This is a genomic window from Nostoc cf. edaphicum LEGE 07299 (assembly GCF_015207245.1).
Lineage (GTDB): Bacteria > Cyanobacteriota > Cyanobacteriia > Cyanobacteriales > Nostocaceae > Nostoc > Nostoc edaphicum_B.
Genome location: NZ_JADEXF010000648.1, coordinates 1 through 3,566 on the forward strand (window position 1 = coordinate 1; position 3,566 = coordinate 3,566).

1 protein-coding gene is annotated in these 3,566 nt (G+C 39.7%); it reads left to right on the forward strand.

The genetic code is table 11. The features are described from left to right. Positions 1-3,566, forward strand: a 3,566-nt coding sequence (locus IQ229_RS18330; protein WP_194046165.1) for an alpha-2-macroglobulin family protein, incomplete at both ends; no start/stop codon positions are given.

The following is a 3,566-nucleotide window of genomic DNA, read 5'->3' on the forward strand; positions in this document are numbered from 1 at the left end:
CAGGAATACGTCCTGCTTATGGCAATCTACCTACAGAGAAAGAATTTGCCAGTAAATTAGCAACTTATTCGCCATTGGCTTTTCAGAAAATTAACTATTACGGACAGCCAGATTCAGGCGGAACATTTGGACGATTTGTTAAAGGCAGTCCGCAGCTAGAATTTAATAATGTATTATTGCCAGATTCAGCTAAAGAAAATATTTCTATTAATCCAGCACCAAAAGAGATTTCGAGAATTCTGCAAGTTAATGATGAAGATAAAATTGTCGGCATCAATCCTTATGCGCTAGAACCTGCAAAGACTTATACAATTACTATCGGCGAAAATCTCAAAGATAAGTTTGGGCAAACTTTGGGTAAACCTGTCACACTTAAATATGACACTGGAGATTTAGCTGGAGATATCTGGGTACCATCAGATTTGAATATTTTTCCTACAAGTAAAAATTTACAGCTAAATATTAGTACGGGAAATCTGCCAGAATCAAAATATAAAGCAGCTTATCGAGTAGTTAAACCGACAGATTTAGTTTATTTTAATAATGGTAGTGATTTATTACCACAACCTTCTGAATGGCAAAACTTTAAGGTATCGGGTAAGAAAAATCAATCAGTTGATATTGCTGTTCCTCTGCGGGAAAAAATAAATTCTACTACGGGAATGTTAGCTTATGGAGTGCAAGCCCGCACGAATAAATATCAGGACAATGGTAAGGAACTGTGGCGCGAACCTACGACTTATGGCTTAGTTGAATTGACGAATTTGGGCGTATTTACTCAGTGGTTTCCTGAGTCAGGCTTAATTCGCGTCAATCATCTTACAGATGGTTCGCCAGTTCAAGCAGCTACTGTTGAAATTTATCAATCAAAATTACAAGCAAAATCTCGTCCAGAACCAGTACCTTGTGCAACAGGTAAAACTGATGACAATGGAATTTTTAGAATTATTCGTGAAGGGTTACAGAAATGTTATTCTGGCAATGAAAGCTCTAGTAAATCACCACAGTTATTAGTAATTGCCCGTGAGAATCAAGATTGGGCATTTGCTAGAACTGAAGAATATAGCGGTGTTTATGGCTACGGTATTGATGCAGGTTGGCAAGATAAAAAGCCAGAATCACGCGGGGTAATTTTCTCGGATAGACAGTTATATCAACCAGGCGAAAAGGCTTGGTTGACTGGTTTTGCAGACTATTTACAAAATGGTGTAATTCAGCAAGATAAAAATGCTGCTTACCAATTAACTTTGGTAAATCCCGATGGACAAAAAACTAGCTTAGGTACGCAAACCACAAATGAATTTGGCAGTTTTTCTCTGGAACTACCAATCAAAACTACTCAGCGCTTAGGCTACTATACAATCCAGGCGAAAGGTAAAAATGGACAAGAAATTTCTGGAGAATTTCGGGTAGCTGAGTTTAAGCCACCCAATTTCAAAGTCGAACTCAACTTAGATAAAGAATTTGCTCTCATTGATGAGAAAGTTAATATTAATGCTATAAGCAATTATTTGTTTGGCGCGCCTGTAGAAGGGGGAGAAGCAAAATATTTTATCACTCGCCAGCAGACTGATTTTGTGCCTAAAGGTTGGGAAGGATTTACTTTTGGTAGGCAATGGTTATGGCCGGAGGAAATGCCTACTATATCTACTGATGTATTGCAAACTAATGCCCAACTAGATGCTAATGGTAAAAGTAGTCAAACTGTAAATGTGGCTAATGATTTACCATATCCGATGACTTACCAAGTAGATGTTCAAGTTGCAGATGTTTCTAATCTGTCGGTAGCAAATTCTAAAACTTTTACAGCCTTACCGAGTAATCGCCTCATCGGGTTAAAAAGTAATTTCATCGCTGATGCTGGTAAGCCTTTTCCTGTTGAAGTGATTGTTACTAACCCTACAGGAAAACCAATCACAGGTCAACGGGTACGGGTGGAATTACAACAGATTAAATACAGCAGCGTCACGCAGTTGGTAGAAGGTAGCCGAACTCCAAAAAATCAAGTTGAATATAAAACAGTCGGACAAGCAGAAATTACATCTGCAAGTAATCCGCAATCGATAAATTTGACAGCACCGGAATCTGCTTCATATCGGATTAGAGTTAATTTTAGCGATGCCAAAAGCGAATTAAGCGCCACAGATTTACAAATTTGGGCAACTGGAGGAAATCCTGTATTTTGGGGTTCTAAGGAAGATGATGTCTTAGAAGTGAAATTAGATAAAAAAGAGTTTAAACCTGGTGAAACTGCTACTGTCCTAATTCAATCTCCCTATGCAGATGCAGAATTGTACTTTGCTGTAATTAAAGATAAACCCCTTTATCAGCAGATAATAAAAGTTCAGGGAGGCGCGCCACAAATACAGTTTCAAGTTACGCCAGAAATGCTGCCAAATGCAGCCATTGAAGCTGTGTTAGTAAGGCAAGGAAAACCCATAAACCAAGTGGAAGCGGGAAGTTTAGATAACTTGGTGAAGATTGGTTTTGCACCTTTTAAAGTTAATTTAGAAGATAAGTATTTAAAACTGCAAGTTAAACCAGTGCAAGCATCATTAGAACCTGGTGCAGAAGAAACGGTAGAACTAGAATTGAAGGATAATCAAGGAAACCCCACCAAAGGACAGTTTACAGTCATGGTGGTAAACGAGGCGGTATTACAACTTTCTGGTTATCGTCCGCCAGATTTGGTAGATACAGTTTATGCAGAACAGCCAATTTCTACGCGCTTTAGCGATAATCGACCAGATGTCATATTACAAGCACAAGATGTAGCTAAACCCAAAGGTTGGGGTTATGGCGGTGGTTTCTCAACTGGTGCAGCAAATACTCGCACTCGCACCGATTTTCAAGCCTTAGCTTACTACAACGGTTCTGTTCTCACCGATGCAAATGGTAATGCACAGATAACCTTTAAACTCCCGGATGACTTAACTACATGGCGGGTGATGGCTGTCGCCACTGATGGAAATCTGCGTTTCGGGAATGGGGAGGCGACGTTTATCAGCACTAAGCCACTCCTAACTAATGCCATCTTGCCACAATTTGCCCGTCCAGGCGATCGCATCCTCGCTGGTTTATCTGTAACTAACAACACTGGGAATACAGGAAATCTCTCAATTAATGGCGAACTTAGCGGTAATGTGAAGTTTGCTGACAAAAACCCTACAGCGACTTCTTTGCAAACCAAAGCTGAATCTGCAACTCATGCTTATCGCTTTCCCATGCTGGCGGATAGTGTGGGAACTGGTAAAGTTCGCTTTACGACTCAGCTAAATGGTACAGCCGCAGATGCTTTTGAAGTACCTTTGGAAATTAAGCCAATTGAAATTACAGAACAAGTCGTTGAATCTGGTGTTACTGACAAACAGGTGAAGATTCCTTTGAATGTTGATAAAAATACCTTCCCTGATGCGGGAGGTTTAGATATTCAGTTGGCGAGTACTTTGATTCCAGAAATTAAAGCACCAGCAAAACAGGCTGTAGAAGATGATGATTTACCATTTACAGAACCGGCGGCGAGTCAATTAATAATTGCTGCTAATTTGCAAACTATTGCACAGAAA